The organism is Paenibacillus sp. J31R98 (assembly GCF_056269245.1).
The window spans coordinates 884,141-903,745 of the sequence record NZ_JBWDNO010000001.1; the positions used below are offsets into that span (position 1 = coordinate 884,141).

Below are 19,605 nucleotides of genomic sequence, written 5' to 3' on the forward strand. Positions count from 1 at the left end.
AGCTGTAGAGGAGGCGGTAGCCATGAAGCTGTATTTTCGCGATAATTTCTTTAATGCCGGCCAGACGGAGATCTTGAACGAGCAGAATGAGCGAGTCGGTGAGGTCGATCTGCGGAGCATGTTTGGTTCAGGGCTCGACGTTTTTGACGTCAATGGCAATCCCGTCTACAGTGGCAGTTTCCCGCTTCTGTCGAACAAATGGGTGATCTCGGCACCGTCTGGCGAAGAGGTGGGGGTGCTCCGTGCGCGGATGTCGTTCTTCTCCAAGAAGTTTGAGTATGAAGCATTCGGGCGCGGCGTATATGAGCTCATATCCCCGGCATTTTCGCAGGAATACGAGGTCATTGATGAGAATGGCGCGCTCGCAGCTTCCTTCGCGAGGGTAAGCAGCTGGTTTGAGTCATCGGCGTATTGCTTGGATAACTTCACGCACAACGTTGACAGCCATGAATGGATTACTGTCATACTCGGAATGCACGAAATACAGAAGCGGCAGAGGTAGTTCCCGAATATACTGAGGTAACGTTTGCTGGTGAATGAATGACAACGTATTCAGCGCCGCATACTAATCGCGAGAAGGCTGTGCACTTTGCATAAGCTTTAGACAACAGGGCGGTGATGACATCATGCATGCAGATGTTACCTCGGAATGGGATGTTTATTTGTTAGCCGGCATAGGGTCAAGACGTACAATCTTCGCCGAGTGCGTCAAGGAGCTCCAGAATCGATTGACCGATAATGGACAGATATCCGCGATACGCGAGCTGTTCCCTTATGGTGATCATACGCATAACTTCTTCCAGCAGCTGCTTCAGGTGCGTAAAGATTTGTACCGGCTGCGAAGAGCGGTGCAGTTCGGCGCCAGAGCGGTTGCCGCGCAGGTGCGCAAGCTGTCTACCGGCAGACCGGTGATCTTCATCGGGCACAGCGGAGGCGGAGTTGCTGCTTATCAGGCAGCCGTTATGCTGAGCGAAGAGGGTTCGATAACCGATTGGCGAGTCATTCAAGTCGGTTCACCCAAGCTTCCGATTAAGCGGGAGCACAATAATAAGGTCCATTATGTAGTAGCTGTGAATGAGGAAGGTGAGTGCGCGGATTACATTACACGGCTTGGCAGCTGGGGCGGCATAAGCCGGAACCGGTTCGGAATTTGGTACTGGAACCGCTCGAAATATGCGCCGAAGCATATCATTCCGCTTGCGCTAGTCGGCGGCCATCAGCATTATTTTCGCAGGGAAGCGCCTTATGTGCATCCGGAACGCGGAGCGAACCTCATTATTATCATTGATACGATATGGGACCGGGTGCTGCGAGATATATGCACATCGGCCTCCCATGTGATATAAAAAAAACCGCGGCCATTAGGTCCGCGGTTTTTCAGTGTTTTCGAATGGTTCAACGGTTGCTGGTCGCGCTTTGCGTTGCTTCGCCAGTTCGGCATCGAAATAAGCTTCGAGCTCGACTACCTTGCGCTGATCTTCGAGAGATATTTTCCCCGTCAGCACATGCTCCACGATCATCGCCCAAGTAGGCGTCACTTTCTGCTGCGCAATAATGCGAATGGCATTCTTCACCAGCTTGCGTTCTTTGGCATTGGAATAGACGTCGACAAACTGCTGGATACGGCTGAAGTCAAGCTCCTTAAACACCGCCCGGAAGATGTTTCCCGTCATGCGCGCATCCTCAAGAGCCCGATGGGCGTTGTTGTCTTCGCCGCCAAGTCCAAGTTCAAGCAGAGCAGCTTCGACGCTGACGTCATTGGAGACGCCTTTGAACCGGATATACCCCTTAAGCAGGTCGTAGTACTTGGCATCAAGCCAATAAGCATCATCCATCTTATGCATCCGCGTATCGAACACAATCCGCTTCATATCTTCTCCGCCCCAAGTAAGGATCAGGAAATTCTCATGCGGCCCAAGCCAGCTCATGAACGCTGTAATGACAGTAGGAAAGCTGTCAGCGGCGTCAATGCCTTCCTGGGGGATGCCGGTTTTCTTCTTAATGAACTCGTTCAATTTCGCAAAATAAACTGGTTTAATTAATGCCGTAAATTCATCGACAGGCTCAAGCGCTTCATTCAAACGCACAGCGCCGATCTCGATGACTTCCATCGGTAAATCGCTTGCAAATTTACGTCCGTTAAATTCGATATCAAGAATAATGTAGTCCACGAAAGTGCCTCCGGTGTTTACTTCAAATTCGTCTTTCCTAAACAGTCTACCGTTGCTGCGCGCAAAGAGCAACATTGGCATTTCAATTGATTTTCATAGATAATGAGAATATTGATTTCAGGCTTCGCGCCTATTGATGTGGAGGGACTTCGTGGTTACTTTTCTTCAATTAAATACGATCTTTCTTAGCATGATCATGGAAGCCATTCCATTCATTCTGCTCGGCGTCATCGTATCAGGACTTATCCAAACGTTTCTATCAGAGAGATGGATTGCAAGAATGCTCCCGCAGAATCGGTATCTCGCCTCGCTGCTAGGCTGCGGCGTCGGACTATTCTTCCCCGCCTGCGAGTGCGGAATTGTGCCCATTACGCGGCGGCTCATTCGCAAAGGCGTCCCGCTGCATGCAGGGATTGCATTCATGTTGACCGGACCAATCATTAATCCGGTCGTCTTATTCGCTACCTACATCGCGTTCGGCAACGACTGGCGGATGGTGCTTATTCGCGGAGGATCTGCCGTCGTTGTCGCTTATGTGACGGCGATTGTCATCTCTTATCTGTATCCGAAGCTTCCGATGAGGCTGCATGAAGCCGCCATTATGGAGACAGCAGCTGGCGCTGGCGATACTGCTACAGCTCAATCTGGACATGCTGCAGTGCGCGAGCCCCTTCACCGGCGCTTGTACGATGTGATGCTGCACGCCATAGAGGAATTCTTCTCAGTGGGCAAATATTTAGTGCTTGGAGCATTCATCGCGGCTTCGATGCAGACGTTCATTCCAACATCGTCGCTCATGCATATGGGCAGCAATCCGGTGACCGCTTCGCTCGTCATGATTGGGCTTGCTTTCGTCATGTCGCTCTGCTCAGAGGCGGATGCATTCATCGCGTCATCGTTCCGCAGCACATTCTCTGTAGGGGCTTTGTCTGCTTTTCTCGTCTTCGGACCGATGATTGACATCAAGAATACACTGATGCTGCTTGGCGTGTTCAAAGGGCGTTTCGTTATTGTGCTCATCGCGCTCGTCGTCGCGTGTACGCTTGGCACATCATTGCTCGTGGGGAGGCTGTTCGGATGATTCGTCTATATATTTTGGCAGGATTCTCCTGTTTATTCCTCATGATGCACCTGAACGGCAATTTGAACAAATATATTAACACCAAATACGCCTATCTGTCGGAAAGCGCGATTGTGCTGCTTGGCATCTTGTTCGTCTTCGAGTTTATTCGGTTGTATGCCAAAGAGAGGGAAGCGAATCGGAGCAAGACGAGTGAGCTCCTTGGTTCGGATGCGAGCGGCGAGCAGAGTGGGCAGGCTGCACATGTTCACCACGGGCACGAGCATGATCACGCAGGGCATGTCCATCATCACCACGATCACGATCATGACCATCACGATCATACACACGCGCACCACGATCATGCACACTCGCACCATGATCATGACCATCACGGGCATTCCCATGATGAGCCGATCCGGTGGAAGCGATACCTCGGCTATGGCATTCTCATCTTCCCGCTCATTACCGGCTTCTTCCTGCCTGTACAGACACTGGATTCCAGCTTCGTGAAAGCAAAAGGCTTCTCGTTCCCGAACTTTGACGCCTCTGCGGACAATCCAGGCTTTCACCAGTTTCTAAAGCCGGACACAAGCGTCTTCTATGGAAAGCAAGGCTATGCGAAGGTGTCGAAGGAGGAGCTTGAAGATTTCAAGAATATGAAGGAAGTCGACCTAACCGATACCAATATGTTAAAAGGACTCGAGTCCATCTACAACTTCCCGACAACCTTCACAGGCCGAACGATAAGCTTCGATGGCTTTATCTATAAAGGCGAGCAGGTGGAAGGCAATCATTATTTTGTATTCCGGTTCGGGTTCATTCACTGCGTGGCAGACTCCGGCGTGTTCGGGATGCTCGTTAATTTCCCGTCTAACGCCAGCTTCCATGACGATGACTGGGTTCACGTTACAGGCAAGCTGAATTGGACATTCTATCAGCCGTTCAAGCAGACGATTCCCGAGCTGACCGTGACGAAGTGGAACGCGATCCCGAAGCCGAAGGACCCGTATGTGTATCGTTAGAGCCTCATGAAAATGCAGTAATAAATAAAGGCTCTTCACTCACCGTGCTTTGCTTCATGCGCACTGGGGTGGAGAGCCTTTTTAATTTGCGATAGCACTACTCATCATGCGTCTCAATGATAATGACGACTTCGTTCGAATAGACGGTGTTTGTTATTAAGCTGCCATTGACCTCGTATGTGAACACAGCGCGGACTCGGAACCGGAGACGGCTCTGGAATGGATGATCGGAGAGGCGGAGCCGATAGGTGATGACGACTGTTGCGCCTGGATCGAGAATGCCAATGAAGACCCCTTCGCCAGGGATAACGGCAACCTCGCGTCCATTGACATAGATCACAAGTCCTTCGAGCGTCGTTTCATTCGGAATGAGATCATATAAGGTGACAGCAGCCGGATAATTACCCGTATTCGTGAGACGTACTGTGACGGCGATAAGCTCGCCCGGAACGACAACTGGCGGGGCAGCAGCAAGATCGGCCACGATGACAGGGAGAACGAGCGCGACGAGAACCGTGTTGGTAAACATGGATTCGCTCACGATGACTCCGCTTGGAAGCCGGTAACTGTACTCGACCTTCCCTCGGTTCGCAAGCTCGTTACGAGATGGACTCAGTACTGTTCTGGTTACGGTCACTTGAAAAGATAGGTCGAATAGATGGCCAGGGCCGAGTGAACCAAGCGATATGCCATTATCCGGATTCGCATTAGGAAGCGGCGTGCCATTGACAACTGCGCTGCCTTGTACGAATAGAGTGCCCGCAGGTGTTGCGTCGCGGACAATGACATCTGCGGCAGTCGTCCCTCCGTTATAGATCGTGATACTGTACCGTATGGTATCGCCAACCGTTGCTTGCGCGATGTTCGAGGATTTGCTGACATTGAGCGCTGGACCGGAAATGATCGTCGTCACCGGTTCTGAGGTGATCGACTGATCGAATATGCCAAGCTTAAAGCGAAGCGTTGCCTGGTTCGTCAGCAATGTGCCGACCGAACCTTCCAGAACGACGGCATTGAACACTACACGTTTGGTTACGCTTGGCAAAATATTGCCGAGCTCAATCCCCGTCGCAGGAGAAGAGGAAGGGGAGCGTACGCCGTCAATGGAGACGCTCCCTGGTACAAAGGATACGCCGGCAGGCAGCGGATCTACCAGCACGGATTGCCGAAGCGTTTCCGTACCGGTATTCGCTATGTTTACGGTATAAGTGAGCATGTCGCCGACATAGGTGAAAGCCGTATTCACCCCTTTGGCAATATGGACATCTAGTACAGTAACCGGAAGGGCAACAACGTTGGAGCTGACTGAGCCGGTAATTGTTCGACCGTCTAGCGTGACGAAGTAATAATCGGCTGTTGCTTGATTATCCAGCTGCCCCGAAGGAGGAGCGGAGACGAGGAGCAGCTGGAAGATCACGGTTACCGTGTCACCTGGATTCACATCACCTAGCGGGATGCCGCCTTCCGGCGTAACGCCGGGAATCGGCACCCCATTCACGATGATTGAGTTCGCGACGAACGTCGTGCCCGGCGGTAATATGTCATAGATCGTCACATTACCCGCACGGTTGCCGCTGTTTCTGAGCGTAATCTGATACGTAATCGGAAGTCCCAAGCTCGCTTGCGTCTGATCTGTTGACATTTCTAAAGTAAAGTTCGGACCGTTCACTAGCGTATTGACGGTGTTGGAATAAGAGTACACTGTCGAGCTGCCATCCGAGAAGGAAACGACCGATTGATTACGAATCGTTGTCGGAGGTCCTGGATCAGCCATCATACGACAAGTACCTGGAACTGCACCGTAGTGGTAGCTCCAGCTGCAATGGTGCCAACTTGAATGCCTGTATTCGGGCTATCCGAAGGCCGCGGCGTGCCATTGACGGTTACGCTGCCTGCGACGAAGCTTGCGCCGACAGGAATCGGGTCGACGAGCGTGACACTGTTTACCGGCGAGATGCCGTTGTTCGTAACCGTAATCGTATACGTAATCGTATCGCCGACGACGGCGTCGATTGCGTTGCTGCTCTTCACGACGGTTACGTCTGGAGACGACACCGGAATGATAACCGTGTTGGATTGTACAGTGCCAGTCAGCGTGCGGCCATCTGGCGGGAAGAAGGTGTAGTTCGCTGTCGCCGTATTGACCAGCTGCTGCGGCGATGGAAGTGCATCGACGGTAACTTGCAGCGATACGACGACATGGACCGAAGCGCCTGCAGGCACGACGCCGACATTAATACCAGTCGTCGGATCAGCGCCAGGCTGAGGCACGCCTCCGATCGTGACGCTGTTCGGTACAAACACGGCTCCCGTTGGGATCTGGTCGAAGAGGACAACCGTTGCAGCGAGATTCCCGGTATTCGTCACGTCAAGCGTATAGGTAATCGTATCGCCGACGGTCGCATTCGCCTGGCTCGGCGTTTTGAGTACAGCGATAATTGGATTGTAAACTGGCGTTGTGACGAAATTGGAGCTGCCTGTTCCAGAGAATATGCCGGACGTAAAGCTGACTTGTGCCTGGTTACTGATCAGGCCACTAACCGGCAGAACATTGACGGTAACCGAGAACAATACAGTGACTGAGGTGCTCGGGGTAATGCTGCCGAGCGGAACACCTATGCTCGGATCTGCTCCAGGGCGCGGAATGCTATCGACAACGACGCTGTTCGGTACGAAAGTTGTGCCAGCAGGAATGACGTCCGTGAATACGGCGCTGTTCAAATTCGCGATGCTTGTATTCGTTACGACGGTCGAGTAAATTACGGTGTCGCCAATGACAGCGTCCGTAGCTAGCGTGCTCTTCGCTACAGTAATATTCGGAGCAGTGACCGGAACAGTAAGGATATTGGAAACGGAAGAGCGTGCGAATGAGCGGGTATCAGGCAGTGTGAATACATAGTTGCCAGTTGCTTGGTTCACCAATTGCTGATTTGGCGGCAGCGATTCAATAAGCAGCGTGAAGGTTGTCGTGACGCTCGCTCCAGCTGCGACTGTGCCGATACTGAATCCAGCTGCAGGGTCGGCGCCGGCCTGTGGAATGCCGTTCACGACGACGGTGTTCGGCACTAATGAAGTACCTGCAGGAATCGGGTCGGAAAGCGTGACGACAGCCGGATAGTTGCCGCTGTTGTGCGTAAAGATCGTATACACGATTGGACTGCCGACACTGCCAGTGGTGGTGCTGGAACTCTTCTCAAGTGTTATAACAGGTTGATAAACCGGGGTTGTTACCGTGTTCGAGAATGTGACAGCAGAGAAAGCGCCGGAAGTGAAGCTGACCGAAGATCGGTTGCTGACGAGCTGCTCGCTTGGAACGGACGTAATGGTGACGCTGAACGAGACGGTTACGGTCGCGCCGGCAGCAATAGATCCGAGCGAGAAGCCGGCAGCTGGATTGGCGTCCGGACGCGGCACGCTGTCGACAGTTACGCTTCCGGATACGAAGGAGGTGCCAGTCGGAATCGGATCAGAGAAGATGACATTATCAACGGGTGCGATTCCGCTATTCATAATCGTAACGGTATAAACTTGGGTATCCCCGATTGTTGAAGACGATAAAGATGCAGACTTCTCGACATCAACATCCGGCGATGATACCGGATAAGTTAACGTGTTGGAGAGGACGGAGCCATTCAGCGTACGATTATCCGGCAATGTATAGGCGAACGCCGCAGTCGCTGTGTTCGTCAGCTGCTGCGTTGGCGGAAGCGAAGTGATAATGGCAGAGAACGTGACGTTGACCGTCGTGTTCGGGAAAACAATCCCAACCGGAATGCCCGTTGCGGGGGAGGTTCCTGCTTGGGGCGATCCGCCAACGATAACGCTGTTCGGCACGAATGACAGCTGAGGCGCCAGCGTTGCATCCGTGAGCGTGACTACGGCTACATAGTTGCCGGAATTCGTCACTGCAAGCGTATAGACGACCAAGTCGCCGACCGTAGCGTTCGTCGTATTGGCGCTTTTCACAACCGAGATGACAGGCTGATAGACAGGGATACTGACGCCGTTGGAGAACGAAGTGCTGGAGAAAGCGCCGGATGTATACGAGACGGATGCTTGGTTGTTGATGGTCGCCGGCGTTGGCACGCTTACGACGAGCAGCGAGAAGGTTACAGTAGCTGTAGCTCCATTGTTTATTGTACCAATGTTTACGCCCGCTGCTGGATTCGCATTAGGAATGACCACGCTGTTGACGGTTACGGTTCCAGGTACAAGCTGTGTTCCGCTTGGAATGCCATCAATGAAGACCGTGTTTGTGACCGGCGCTATCCCGTTGTTGGAGACAAGGATGATATAAGGAATGATGTCGCCAATGGAGACAGAAGTTTGCGTCGAGCTCTTGCCCACGGTGACATTAGGCGATTGGACGGGAATTGATAAGCTGTTGGATAGTTTGGACAGCGTAATGGTTCGGCCATCAGGAGGCGTGAACGTGTAGGTCGCTGTCGCTTGGTTGACCAGCTGCTGCGGATTCGGGAGTGTATCGATGACGACCGAGAACATGATGTAGGAGGTGCCGCCTGGATTCACGGTTCCTGCGTTAATGCCACCTGCAGGTGTCGAGCTCGGCTGCGGTGTTCCATTGACGATGACGCTGTTCGGAACATAAGTGGTTGTGGGCGGTACTGTATCCGTTACGATGACGCTCGCAGGCAGATTACCAGTATTGCTTACCGCGATTGTGTAGGTGATTGTGTCGCCAACGACAGCGTTCGATGTGTTTGCAGATTTGACGACGTTAATATCCGGCTGGGTAACTGGCGTCGTAACAACGTTCGAGGAAGATGTGCTCGCGAAGCTGCCGGACGTAAAGCTGACGGTCGACTGGTTAACGATTTGATCGGTCACAGGCATGATTAACTTCACCTCGTAGGTCACGGTCGCAGAGGCGTTAGGGCCAAGCGAACCGATCGGAATGCCGGCGGTCACATCCGCCTGGGGAACTGCTATTCCATTCACGGTGACACTGCCAGCTACGAAGGTCGTTCCTGGGATGACCGGACCAACGAAGATGACATTGTTGACGTTCGTAATGCCGTTGTTCGTAATGACGCCCGAATACGTAATCGTATCGCCGGTGATGATGTCTAGCGCGTTGGTGCTAAGTACGACGGATAAGTTCGGCGCTGATACTGGAATCGTTACGGTATTCGAACTCGTCTCGCCATTTAGGACACGTCCGCCGGGCAACGTGTACGTGTACGTACCGCTTGCGCTGTTTACGAGCTGCTGCGGAGAAGGAAGCGTGTCGACCGATACCTCGAACGTGACGGTGCTAATGCCAAAAGGAGGCACAGAGAAGATCGGGAAACCTAGCGATGGATCGCTTCCCGGCTGAGGCACGCCGTTAACGATGACCGAGTTATCGACGAAGGAGCAGCCTGCAGGAATATTGTCGCTAAGCGTCATGTTCGCAGCAATATTGCCATTGTTGCTGACCTGCAGCGTGTAGACAACCAAATCTCCGAGCGTAGCTGCTGCGGTGTTGGCGCTCTTCGTAATCGAAATTATCGGCTGATACACCGGAATCGTGATCGTATCCGAGAACGATGAACCCGTGAATGCGCCGGACGTAAAGCTGACAGCTGCTCGATTGGACAGCTGTGCAGGTGAAGGGAGTGTCACGGAAATGACTTTGAACGAGACGGTGACTGATGCACCTGGCCCGATCGAGCCAACGGAAACCCCTGTTGCAATGTTGGCATTCGGCTGAGGCACGCCGCCAACGAGGACGCTGCCCGATACAAAGATCGTCCCAGTTGGAATCGGGTCAGAGACGATAACTTGATTGACGGGATCGATTCCGTTATTGGTGACGACGATGGTGTAGGTGATTTCATCTCCGACGGCGGCCTCTGGCTCACTGATGCTTTTGCTTACACTTACATTCGGGGCAGAAGCCGGAATTGATATGACATTGGAGCTGCCGCTGCCATTCATGACGCGAGAATCCGGAAGCGTGTACGTATACGTGAAGCTTCCCTGATTCGTCAGGCTCGGCGGATTCGGAAGCGACTGCAACAAGACTTGGAAGACGACGGTTACCGTAGCTCCAATCGCAATCGTACCTACCGGGATGCCGGTCTGCGGCGTTGCTCCCGGACGCGGAGAACCATTGACGGCGATGCTGTTTGCCACATAAGTGGTTCCTGCCGGAAGCGGATCGGTCAACGTTAGCGTTGCATTGATATTGCCGTTATTCGGGATGGAGAACGTGTACGTCACCGTATCGCCGACAGTCGCATGAGTCATGTTGACGGACTTCGTTGCCGTAATAACCGGCTGATAGACCGGAACGTTGATCGTGTTCGACAAGGATATCCCGTTAAACGTGCCGGAACTGTAAGAGATGGATGCTCGGTTCGTAATCTGCGCCGGATTCGGCAATGCCGTGACGAGCAGTTGGAAGGTTACCGTCACGGATGTACCATTGTTAATCGTGCCGAGCGATATACCGCTTGCTGGATTGGCGCCGGCGACCGGACTGCCGCCTACAGTGACTGAACCTGCGACAAAGCTTGTGCCGGTCGGAATCGGATCATTGAAGACAACATTGGTTACGGGCGCTACGCCACTGTTCGCAACGACTGTTGAGAAAATAATCGTATCGCCAATTGTTGTCGCTGTTCGATTGGAACTCTTCGTTGCCGTGACGTTCGGCAATGAGACGGGAATCGTCAACGTGTTCGATGTTGCGGAGCCATTCAATACCCGGCCGTCCGGTGGTGAATACGAGTAAGCGGCAGTCGCCGTGTCCGTCAGCTGCGGCGGTGACGGAAGGGAGTTGACGACGACCTGGAAAGTCACGGTTGTCGTTGTGCCCGCCGCGACCGTTCCGATCGGGAAGCCGACCGCTGGATTCGCGCCGGGCTGCGTCACGCTGTTCACGGTCACGCTGTTCGCAACGAGTGTGCTGCCTGTCGGTATATTATCGGTCAGCGTTGTTGTAGCTCCGATACTGCCGGAGTTGTTGACGAGTATCGTATAGGTGACCGTCGTGCCTACGGCCGCATTCGACGTATTCGCCGATTTAATCATATTCAGAACAGGCGAATAGACCGGAGTAGAAACCGTATTGGACGGAATTACGCCGGAGATGGTATCGCCACCGGCGACACTTTGGAAAGTAAATGCGGCTTTCGCAATGTTATTCACGGAAGGCGGACTCGGAAGAGAGGTAATCCTCGCTTTGTATGTAAGGGTAACCGAGCTGTTCAGCGCAAGAGTACCAATCGGAACGCCTGCCGTTATGTCGAAAGTCGGCTTAGCTACGCCTGCCAGCACGACACTTCCAGCGACGAAAGCAGAGCCTGCAGGCAGCGCATCAGTGACAACGACATTCGACGCATTAGCTGTACCTGTGTTATTGACCGTCACGGTATAGGTGACTTGATCGTTAATGACGGTGCCGGCCACGTTCGCACTCTTCGTTAGGGAGACGACAGGGGCGTTAATGTTGATTTGCAGCGCGTTCGCGTTAACGACATACGCATCGCCTGACGTTGTTAATGTAAGAACGGCAGACGATTGGTTGTTGATTAGCCTGGCGGAAACGTCGACGTTCGTAATATCCCAGCCTTGACGGCCGCCGATGATATTAGATCCTGGCGCTCCATTGGTCTGGTTGCGCGTGCCGAACGTACCGGTCGTATTCAATGCTCCGGAGTCGTTGTTGATCTGAGAAGCGAAGAAGTTGTTGGCAAAGTTGTTCGTACCTGACAATGCGACCTGTGTGCCAGATGTCGGCCCGAACTGCGCCTGATCGCCCGTCCGGTTCGCATCGCCTTCTTGCGCGCTGAATAGCGCCCGACCGCTGAGCGCGCCCGATGTTGGTGTTGCAAAACCGGTAATCGTCGTCACGACTGGCGCTGAGGTCGATTGGATGAGCACGGCCCCTACACGCAGCGACATATTACGGAAGGGAAGCGTAGGATTCCCATAAATCACCGCAAGCGTCCATCCCGCATGGTTCGCAGTCGGGTCTGTTACCGTAGCAGTTCCAACAACAGCCCCTACGTTATAGGTCCCGGCACCGCCCTGCGAGATTTGCGTGGTGACATTCGCAGAGCGCGTATAACCGAGCGCACCGCCCCCCAAGTCGTAGTTGTTCGCCGTAGCCGCATCCGGAGATACGCTGAATGTCGTGTTGTTAGGAAGTTTGAGGTTGACAGGATTGTTGATAGCGGCAGACAGGTTAACGCCCGGCACAACATAGGTTCCTCCCCAGATCAGCTCTGCGTAGAGAACCGTGCTTCCTGCGGGAATGACGAGAATGGCATCCGCATTGTTCAATAGATAGTTACTCGTTGTACCGAAAGGGTATGTCCCGACTCGGACAGAGGTATCTGTCGTAACGAATGCACCGATGCTATCTTGCGTACCGGGAACGCCTACCGTGTCAGAACGGCTAAGACCGAGCGTATTACCTGTGAAAGTAATGGATCCTGTGGCATTAAACTGAGCACGAACGACTAGTGCAATGCTGCTCACCCCCTTACAATGAACAAGCATATGAGTACAGCAATGTGCACACTAACTGAACATATGCACCTCAGAGTGAAGGTATGCTACGCAGCAGGGTTGCGGCATGCGGTTCAGGTAAGGACTGTTCGCACAGTGTCAGCCATCCGTTCTCCGTCATTGGAGATTTCACAACGACAAAATGATACATGATCTCATCCACGACATTGGCTTGCAATTCTTTCAGCAGCTCAAGCTCTTCCGGTTCGTAAAGTGATGTGAGGTAGGTCTGATTATAGAAGAGTTCCATTCGCAGCAACCGAAAATCATAGGGAGGAGGAGGGAAATACTGATATGGAACAAGTTGTGGACACGGCGGACTGCCAGGCGGATCGCGAAACAATGTCGTCAAGTAACGCGGTGTATGTTCATCGAAGCGGTTCTTTAAATAAGGGTTCGAGCTGTATCTGAAATTATGTGCATATGGGCAGAGCAGGCAGACGATTGCGCCATGGGTACATACCCGATAGAGCTCGGATAGTGCAGCGTTCAAATCATTTGCATAAGCCAGCATGCGACTGACAAGCACAACCTCAACCGAATTGTCCGGAAACGGAATTTCTGCATTCAGATCGCTGACAAGGTTCACACCAGGCAGCGCTGCGCGGTCGATGCCATAATAGCCCGGCTGCTTGTTCGACCCGCAGCCGATATCCAGTCTCATAATCAGGCCACCTTTCAGCGGAGAGGCTAGTATGCCTCTTAACAACCAGTGTATGGTTAGTGATGGGAACCAGTCCGTGTGCTTGCCCACCGCCACAGCAAAAACGTGCAGCGCTTCTTATAGAAGAAACGCTGCACGCGGATGATTGCATTTGAAATTATATAACGCGGCGTGCCGTTTTGAAGGTCTTGTCCCAAATGCTGCCTTTGAACGTTGAGATCGTTACGCCGATGCCTACTCGATACGTTTGAAGTACTTTGCCGTTACCGAGATAGAGGCTGACATGGTTGATAATACCGTCGCGATTCGTGTCAGAGAAGATGAGATCGCCAGCCTTCATATTGCTCTTGAGCACTTTCGTGCCAACTTTGGACTGATCACGCGACGAGCGAGGCAAGCTTATGCCATTCCTCTTGAATATGTATTGTGTGAACGACGAGCAGTCGAACGCGCTTGTGATGCCAGACTTTGCGCCGAATTTATAAGGTACGCCCATATAGTGTTTGCCAGTTGCGATAATACTATTTACCAGCCGCGTGTCCGATGCCGAAGAAGCATGTGTTACCTGTGGTTTCAGCATCAAGCCTCCAGAGCATGCAATCGCTACGCTTAGCGTAACACCGAGTAGTTTCTTGCCGATCCGAGCCTTCGTTGAAGTCATAGTCGTATTCATGTTGTAGTAATCCTCCTGTACTGAAAAGTATGAATTGGCTTCAGCCGTGTTGTTGTCTTGACCTGATAACACTATAGCACGGCTATTCTTGCCACCACTTTCCAATGTGGACGGAAATCCAGTGAATACGCATGCTCGGCAGCATTTGTTAGAATCTCGTGAGAAAAACTTCATGATTATGGCATTGACAATGAGAAAAAGCCAATCAGGACGCCCTGATTGGCTTTTTCAACTGGATAACGATGTTATTTAGTAGTCCGGGAAATAAGTTTGAAATCATCATAATGGAAGCCTGGTGCAACCACACATGAGACGAAGACGGGCTCATCGCCGAGCGGCTTCGCTTTCTGCCATACATTCGCAGGAACGAGCGCTTGCGGCCGCTGACCCTTGGAGATATCAGGCCCTACAATAATTTCTTCGGTCGTATGCGGATCTTCATCGGAGCCGCCAAGCGACAGAAGCAGAGGGCTTCCGGAATGCCAGAACCATAACTCGTCCGACAGAACGACATGCCAATCGGAGACTTCATCCGGATGGAGGACAAAATAAATCGATGTTGCAGCGGCGCGATTGCCGGAATAACGATCGCCGAGTACGGCTTGCGGAATTTCGAAGGATGCTTTCCAGAGTTCTCTGTACCAGCCGCCTTCCGGATGCGGCTTCAGCTCCAGCTGCTCAACGAGTGGGGATAGCTGTTTCGTAATCATCAGTATGCGTTTCTCCTTGTTGTCCGTATAGGGACCTTCTCTATTTATGACCAACTCCATGTATCAATGTAGCCTACGGGCTGAAAGTTGTAAACGGCCATCGACCTCGAAAATAAGCGAAGCGATGACCGTTTCGTGAACAGTTCTTTATTCAATGACGCCGCAAGCGATGCGGTCGCCGGAATTGCCGGATGGATCTGTCTTATAATCATCTGCCTGCGCATGAATCACAAGTGCCGCACCGCCGGACTTCTTCAGCGAATTCGGCTGATTCGGCGCGAGCGTCACGATCTTCGTCTCGATATCGACTTTGACTGTGCCGTCAGCGGCAACTTGGATGTTCGGCAAGTCGCCGACATGGAATCCCTTTGGATTGTTAAATCCGTGTTCCTTTGTTTGAGGGTTCAGATGGGCACCTGCTGTTGTGAACTTCGGTCCTTCGCATTTGCCGGTTTCATGGAAGTGAATGCCGTGTATGCCAGGGGGCAAGCTCTTCGCTTCAACATGAAGCCGTACCGAATCGTGATTCTGCGTCAGCGTTGCCGTCCCAATCTCTGCTCCGGCACCATTAACGATCTTCACGTTAACCGGATCGCCGCCTTTATCTGCTGGAGCGGGATGCGCCTTCGCGGACACGCCGGCAGATAGGCCAAGCAGCATGAAGCATAGTGCTGTCTTATTCAGAATGGAAGTCTTATTTTTCATTGTTGTCGATAATCCTCCTGCTTGTTTCTAGGTCAGTCGTTCCTTGCTTATCATTTCCGAGATACGGGTCATCCAAACATGGACAATGTGGACAAAGAGCATACGTTATTTGTCGTATTTTTGGATTGGTAGTCGTTATGATTTGTGATAGGTTAAGGGAGTGTCTATTAACAATCTTATCCATATCGGGAGGTTAACGCGCAATGAGCAAAGTTCGCATTGGCATGATCGGCACTGGCGGCATCGCCAATTGGCATGCAAGACAGCTGCTGGAGCTGCCTGAAGCATCAATTGTCGCAATAGCAGATCCAAGTGAGCAGAATCGCGCTAGATTCGTGGACGAGCATAAGCTTGATTCCGCAAGCGCTTACGCGGATTATAAAGAAATGCTGGCACAAGCTGAGCTGGATGCAGTCGTGATCTGTTCGCCGCACACCCTTCATTATGAGCAAGCGACAGATGCGCTGAACCGCGGGCTGCATGTCATGATGGAGAAACCGATGGTTTGTTCATCTGAAGAAGCTGTACAGTTAATTGAACTTTCGAAGCAAGTGGGCAAAGTGATGCAGGTTTCCTACCAGCGCCACTTTCAACCTGAATTTCTATACATCAAAGAGGCAATCGAAAGCGGCGAAATCGGCAAGTTGACGTCAATCACTGCTTCGCTCTATCAGGAATGGAGACAAGGAACTCCAGGTTCATGGCGGCAGAATCCGGCCTTGTCCGGCGGCGGTTTCCTGATGGATTCCGGCAGCCATATTATCGATGTGCTGCTATGGACGACGGGACTTACGCCGGTTGAAGTGAAGCCTCAGCTGCATATGCACGGCTCGCCGGTAGAGATCGATACCTTCACGTCGATCCGGTTCGCTGAAGGCCCAGTGGCTGGACTTAATTTGGTCGGCTTCTCGCCATGCTGGCATGAGACATTCGTGTTCTGCGGCGAGAATGGCGGCATTTTCTACGACAATGGCAAGATTACGCTCCGCCGTTTGGGCGAGGAGCCGATTGTACCGGAGCTGCCGAAGCCTTCGACGAATCAAGATAAGAGCTTCGTGGATGCGATACTTGGTCGCCACGAAGTGCTCGTTCCGGGTGAATTCGCCCTGAAAGTTGTGAAGCTGTCCGAGATGATCTACGAAGCAGCAGGCTATTCGCCGCTTGGCGCTGCAGTTACAGAGGAGGCGTAATACGAATGAACGTACAAATCGGAATGCGGATACCGCCAAAGATTGGCGCAGAGGGAATTGAGAAGACAGCAGCTTGGGCAGCCGAGGCAGGTCTGGACGTGCTTGACGTCTCGAATTTGACTGCCGACGTGAAGGCAGCTTGTACTGCAGCAGGAGTCGGCATTGGCTCTATTGACGCGCACTATACCGCTCAACTGCTTAGCCGTGATGAAGCGAAGCGCGAACAAGCGATCGAGCTGTCCAAGAAGCAAATTAGCGGCATCGCTGATCTTGGCGGCAAGGTGTTGTTCATGTGCCTCGTGCCGGAGGATCTCACGCTGCCACGCCGCGAAGGGTTTGCGATCTTCAAAGATTCGTTCCCTGAAGTGGTGAAACATGCAGAGCAGAACGGTGTCTATATTGCAATTGAAGGCTGGCCTGGACCGGCGCCGTATTATCCGACGCTTGGCTGCACGCCTGAGATGTGGAGAGCGATGTTCGAAGCGATTCCATCGAAGCATTTTGGCCTCAATTACGATCCATCGCATCTCGTGCGGCTTGGCATCGACTACCTGCGGGCGCTTACGGAATTCGGCGAGCGCGTTAACCACGCGCACGGCAAGGATACGGAGATCTTAACGGATGAGCTCTACGAATGCGGCGTATTGGAGGCAACCTTCGGCGAGAAGTACGACTTCTCGGAAGGCTCGTGGCGTTATACGATTCCAGGCCGTGGCGCAGTAGAATGGGGTAAAGTTGCGGTGCGACTTGACCGTCTCGGCTACCAAGGCGCGGTTAGTATCGAGCTGGAGGATCACAGCTACTGGGGTTCGATTGAGGCGGAGCGTCAGGGCATCGTGAAAGCCGCTCAGCATTTGAAGCAATATTTCAAGTAAGATCGATTGGCGGCAGGGATCTGGAGCGTGAAGAGCGCTTCCCGGTCCCTGTTTTGATTCTGCGCGGAATTCAAGTAAACTAACGAAAGGAGGAGTGATGAGAAGCGTGGATCAACCGATATTTACAATTAACGAAGCGAATGAGATGCTGCCGCAGTTGCAAGAAGAGCTATTCAAGCTGCAGCTTCTTACGCAGCAGTTTGAAGAGAAATATGAAGAATTACAGCTGCTTAAAGGGAATCGTGAGCAAGGATCGCCGCAAGGAAGTACGGATTATGACCCTTTCTTCGAGCTGGAGAGCCAGCTTGAATTCATGCGAATGGAGATTGATCTGGGTATAAGCAACTTCGAACGCAAGGGTGTTATGCTCAAAATGATCAATCCGGGACTCATTGATTTCCCTTCTCTATTGAATGGTGAGAAAATTCTAATTTGTTGGAAGCAAGGAGAAACTCGAATCTCGCACTATCATGGCTGGAATGACGGTTTTATTGGACGCAAGCCATATCCGGGGTGCTAATATCCGCCGATTTCGGAAGCCTGAATTCTCAGGCTTCTTTTTTGTTCGTCAAAGAGGGGTGAACATCGACAAAAGTACAATTTTTTTTTGCAGATGGTTTGACACGCTTTTCATAAGATAGCCTTTACAATCTAACCTATATCGGAAAGGCCCTAATAAATACAAGAAAGAGGTGTGTTTATGTCTAGGAGCATCCAATGGAATGTATTGGCTTATATGATTATCGCGGCGCTGCTCGCGTCGTTCGTCCTATCTTTTAACCACACGTTTAGCATTTTGAATAACGGATCGGCCGATATGATTTTCCCATCGAAGCACTCTTCAAGTAAGCAGACGATAACTCGTGTCATTCCCTCCTCGATTATCCCCAAATCGGCGTTTCAGCCGGTTACCGTCGTGAAGAAAGCGGTGCCGACCCCGGCCGTCGTTGTTCCGATCCCCTCCACTCAGAAGAAGAAGCCTGTCGCTATTGCGAGCGCAAAGCCCCTCTATACATACAAAGTTACGTCGTTCTACTTGAATGTCCGCTCAGAGCCGAATGCAGATTCCACAATCCTGTACGATGTCAAGCAAGGGACGCAGCTGCAAGTGCTGTCCAAGAATGATGCTGGCTGGCTACAGCTGAAGAGCGGCGGCTACGTTCATGGCGGATATGCAACCGTGATCGGCATGAAGCCGATGTCGGTGCCTGCTGTAACGACCGAACCTGTCAGATCTGCCGTATCCTCGGCGGTTACTTCGGTCAAAGCGCTGAAGAGCACTACGCTGCAGCTGGATGTCAGACCGAAAATACATACGATGGACGTTAAAGTTAGCAGCACGAACGCTCAAGCTTCTACCTCGGATGCGAGCATAGAGGAGGAGAGTAACGGTAATCCGATGAAACCGACTTCCAACGTGAATTCGGACTCCGGGTTATCTGCGAAGCAAATTACGGTGCTATTGAAGGGTACGAAGTTAACTGGCCATGGGATAGAGCAAGCGGTACTGAGTATTGAAGAGGAATATGGCATTAACGCCTTCTTCACGATTGCAGTGATGAAGCTTGAGAGCGGCAACGGGAAGAGCAGGCTGGCGAGGACGAAGAACAATTTGTTCGGACTCAATGCCACTTCCAGCAATCCGTATCGAAAGGCGACTTATTTCGAAACAAAAGGGGATTGCGTTCAGAAATTTGGACAACTACTATCGGACAATTATGTGGAACGGGGCTATACGACCGTCGAGAAGGTAGCGAGGAAATATTGTCCTGTGAACTCGAAATGGGCGTCTCATGTCAGAAGTATCATGCGGAGCGATTTCAGCAAGCTGGCCTAGCCAATAGACCGCCGAAACAGCGGTTGACATTCATAAACTTCTCATGTAACATTCCAAAGAGTGAAACGCAAACCGCATATGAATTCGTATAGCCCCACAACAGGGTGGGGGTTTCTACGGGAAGCCTTAACTTCCTAACTACGAATACGGAATTATCTAGCGCAGATAATTTTGT

General features: G+C 52.0%; 15 protein-coding genes and 1 riboswitch. Of the genes, 8 read left to right on the forward strand and 7 right to left on the reverse strand.

Going from position 1 to position 19,605, the window contains the following annotated elements; translation table 11 throughout:
- Positions 1–22: 22 nt before the first annotated feature.
- Complete coding sequence (locus AC0YNX_RS04025) at positions 23–502, forward strand: LURP-one-related family protein (RefSeq protein ID WP_475814349.1); 480 nt, start codon at positions 23–25, stop codon at positions 500–502.
- 124 nt (positions 503–626) lie between these two features.
- Positions 627–1,346 carry a hypothetical protein gene (locus tag AC0YNX_RS04030; protein WP_475814350.1) on the forward strand — a complete coding sequence of 240 codons (720 nt, stop codon included), beginning with the start codon at positions 627–629 and terminating at the stop codon, positions 1,344–1,346.
- A 15-nt stretch (positions 1,347–1,361) separates the two neighbouring features.
- Here AC0YNX_RS04030 and AC0YNX_RS04035 read toward each other — a convergent pair whose 3' ends face one another.
- A complete protein-coding gene (locus tag AC0YNX_RS04035; protein ID WP_475814351.1) occupies positions 1,362–2,171 on the reverse strand; it encodes a 3'-5' exonuclease in 810 nt (269 codons plus the stop codon).
- A gap of 136 nt (positions 2,172–2,307) precedes the next feature.
- Between AC0YNX_RS04035 and AC0YNX_RS04040 the strand changes: the two genes are divergently transcribed.
- Both AC0YNX_RS04040 and AC0YNX_RS04045 read left to right on the forward strand, forming a co-directional pair.
- The gene (locus AC0YNX_RS04040) at positions 2,308–3,252 is read left to right on the forward strand and encodes a permease (protein WP_475814352.1); all 945 of its coding nucleotides are present in this window, start codon (positions 2,308–2,310) and stop codon (positions 3,250–3,252) included.
- Positions 3,249–4,256: a TIGR03943 family putative permease subunit gene (locus AC0YNX_RS04045; RefSeq protein WP_475814353.1), complete on the forward strand. Its 1,008-nt coding sequence runs from the start codon at positions 3,249–3,251 to the stop codon at positions 4,254–4,256. The genes AC0YNX_RS04040 and AC0YNX_RS04045 overlap by 4 nt, the downstream gene beginning before the upstream one ends.
- Before the next feature lie 97 nt (positions 4,257–4,353).
- On the opposite strand, the gene AC0YNX_RS04050 is transcribed toward AC0YNX_RS04045, so the two are convergent.
- The 6 genes from AC0YNX_RS04050 to AC0YNX_RS04075 form a co-directional block, all read right to left on the reverse strand.
- The gene (locus tag AC0YNX_RS04050; protein ID WP_475814354.1) at positions 4,354–6,033 is read right to left on the reverse strand and encodes a COG1361 family protein; all 1,680 of its coding nucleotides are present in this window, start codon (positions 6,031–6,033) and stop codon (positions 4,354–4,356) included.
- Positions 6,030–12,167, reverse strand: a complete 6,138-nt coding sequence (locus AC0YNX_RS04055) for a DUF7507 domain-containing protein (RefSeq protein ID WP_475815173.1) — start codon at positions 12,165–12,167, stop codon at positions 6,030–6,032. The genes AC0YNX_RS04050 and AC0YNX_RS04055 overlap by 4 nt, the downstream gene beginning before the upstream one ends.
- 640 nt (positions 12,168–12,807) lie before the next feature.
- On the reverse strand, positions 12,808–13,440 hold the full coding sequence (locus AC0YNX_RS04060) for a class I SAM-dependent methyltransferase (RefSeq protein ID WP_475814355.1): 633 nt from the start codon (positions 13,438–13,440) through the stop codon (positions 12,808–12,810).
- Positions 13,441–13,597: 157 nt separating this feature from the next.
- Positions 13,598–14,113, reverse strand: a complete 516-nt coding sequence (locus AC0YNX_RS04065) for a C40 family peptidase (protein WP_475814356.1) — start codon at positions 14,111–14,113, stop codon at positions 13,598–13,600.
- A gap of 245 nt (positions 14,114–14,358) precedes the next feature.
- The gene (locus tag AC0YNX_RS04070; protein ID WP_475815174.1) at positions 14,359–14,820 is read right to left on the reverse strand and encodes a cupin domain-containing protein; all 462 of its coding nucleotides are present in this window, start codon (positions 14,818–14,820) and stop codon (positions 14,359–14,361) included.
- A 150-nt stretch (positions 14,821–14,970) separates the two neighbouring features.
- Entirely contained in the window at positions 14,971–15,528 is a 558-nt protein-coding gene (locus tag AC0YNX_RS04075) for a superoxide dismutase family protein (protein WP_475814357.1), read from the reverse strand.
- Positions 15,529–15,731: 203 nt separating this feature from the next.
- Here AC0YNX_RS04075 and AC0YNX_RS04080 point away from each other — a divergent pair, with 203 nt between their 5' ends.
- The 4 genes from AC0YNX_RS04080 to AC0YNX_RS04095 all read left to right on the forward strand — a co-directional run bounded on the left by AC0YNX_RS04080 (position 15,732) and on the right by AC0YNX_RS04095 (position 19,430).
- Complete coding sequence (locus AC0YNX_RS04080) at positions 15,732–16,718, forward strand: Gfo/Idh/MocA family protein (RefSeq protein ID WP_475814358.1); 987 nt, start codon at positions 15,732–15,734, stop codon at positions 16,716–16,718.
- A gap of 5 nt (positions 16,719–16,723) precedes the next feature.
- Positions 16,724–17,593 (forward strand): sugar phosphate isomerase/epimerase family protein, encoded by an 870-nt coding sequence (locus AC0YNX_RS04085; RefSeq protein ID WP_475814359.1) that lies wholly within the window; start codon positions 16,724–16,726, stop codon positions 17,591–17,593.
- A gap of 106 nt (positions 17,594–17,699) precedes the next feature.
- A complete protein-coding gene (locus tag AC0YNX_RS04090) occupies positions 17,700–18,113 on the forward strand; it encodes a DUF2203 family protein (protein ID WP_475814360.1) in 414 nt (137 codons plus the stop codon).
- 180 nt (positions 18,114–18,293) lie between these two features.
- Positions 18,294–19,430 (forward strand): SH3 domain-containing protein, encoded by a 1,137-nt coding sequence (locus AC0YNX_RS04095; protein ID WP_475814361.1) that lies wholly within the window; start codon positions 18,294–18,296, stop codon positions 19,428–19,430.
- A gap of 64 nt (positions 19,431–19,494) precedes the next feature.
- A riboswitch (purine riboswitch) is annotated at positions 19,495–19,591 on the forward strand.
- Positions 19,592–19,605: the final 14 nt, after the last annotated feature.